At 73.1% G+C, this 919-nt stretch carries 1 protein-coding gene and 1 pseudogene; one reads left to right on the top strand and one right to left on the bottom strand.

The window, feature by feature from the left end:
- Positions 1 to 15: 15 nt before the first annotated feature.
- Complete coding sequence (locus tag B7L92_RS38780) at positions 16 to 522, bottom strand: protein-tyrosine phosphatase family protein (RefSeq protein ID WP_081241693.1); 507 nt, start codon at positions 520 to 522, stop codon at positions 16 to 18.
- A 119-nt stretch (positions 523 to 641) separates the two neighbouring features.
- Between B7L92_RS38780 and B7L92_RS38775 the strand changes: the two are divergent.
- Positions 642 to 919, top strand: a pseudogene (locus B7L92_RS38775) (hypothetical protein); the annotation flags it as partial.

Genomic DNA, 919 nt, shown 5'->3' with positions numbered 1-919 from the left:
GCCCGCCGGGACCGCCTACTCCGCCAGCTCCTCCAGCAGCCGGGCCGTGGCGAGCCCCGTCCGCAGGTAGTCGACGAACAGCTCGTTGTGCAGGGCCCAGGACGAGCGCCGGGCCCGGATCAGCCGGATCGCCGCCTCGGCGGTGCTGCCCCGGCGCATCAGCGCGTGCGCGACGACCAGGCCGGAGCGGTTGTACCCGTGGTAACAGCGGACGAGGACCGTGCGGCCGCCGTCCAGCGCCTCGCACGCGGCCTCGGCCAGTCGGATGACGCCCGCGAGCTGCGTCCCGTCGAGGGGCCCGTCGGGGATCGGCCACACCTGGTGCTCCACGCCCGGTCCGGGCCCGTGCCCGGGCAGCCGCAGCAGCGTCTGCACGAGATCGAACTCCTGGCCGACCACCGCGAACTCCAGCCCTCCGGAAGAGCCCCGGAACTCGTGTCCGCCCATCCACAGGCCGGGCACGACCTCGTTCCACGGGCTGTCCGGGGCCGGTACGTCGGGTTGCTTCCTGCGGGTACGCAACGGCGCCTCCCCACCATCCCGCCCGTGGGCATGCCCAACTCATCTCCACGGTAACCGGGTTTTTCGGGTTCTTGCCCTGGAGCATCACGCCTGTTCCCATGGTCGTGGGGTGATGGTGCATGGACGGACTGCGCGTCATACCGACCTGGCGGAACGGCCGGGAACGGCTGTACGTCTGCCTCCCGGACGGCAGGAACATCGCCTGGTACGACCGTGAGGCGGCCCGGGTCAACCTGCTCGGCGCGGACCGCGAGGAGGACGTCCTCGAAGCGCTGGGACCCTTCCTGACCGGCCCGGTCGCGGTCGGCCCGCCCCCGGTCCCCCTCGCCGGGCCGGTTCGGCGCGAGGTCGTCGTCGGGGGGCAGACAGAGGCGCGCCAGCTCGGCGGGGGTGGGGA

The organism is Streptomyces viridosporus, from assembly GCF_002078235.1.
Lineage (GTDB): Bacteria > Actinomycetota > Actinomycetes > Streptomycetales > Streptomycetaceae > Streptomyces > Streptomyces viridosporus.
The sequence above is the reverse complement of the archived record's forward strand: the minus strand, read 5'-3'. Positions and strand labels throughout refer to the sequence as shown.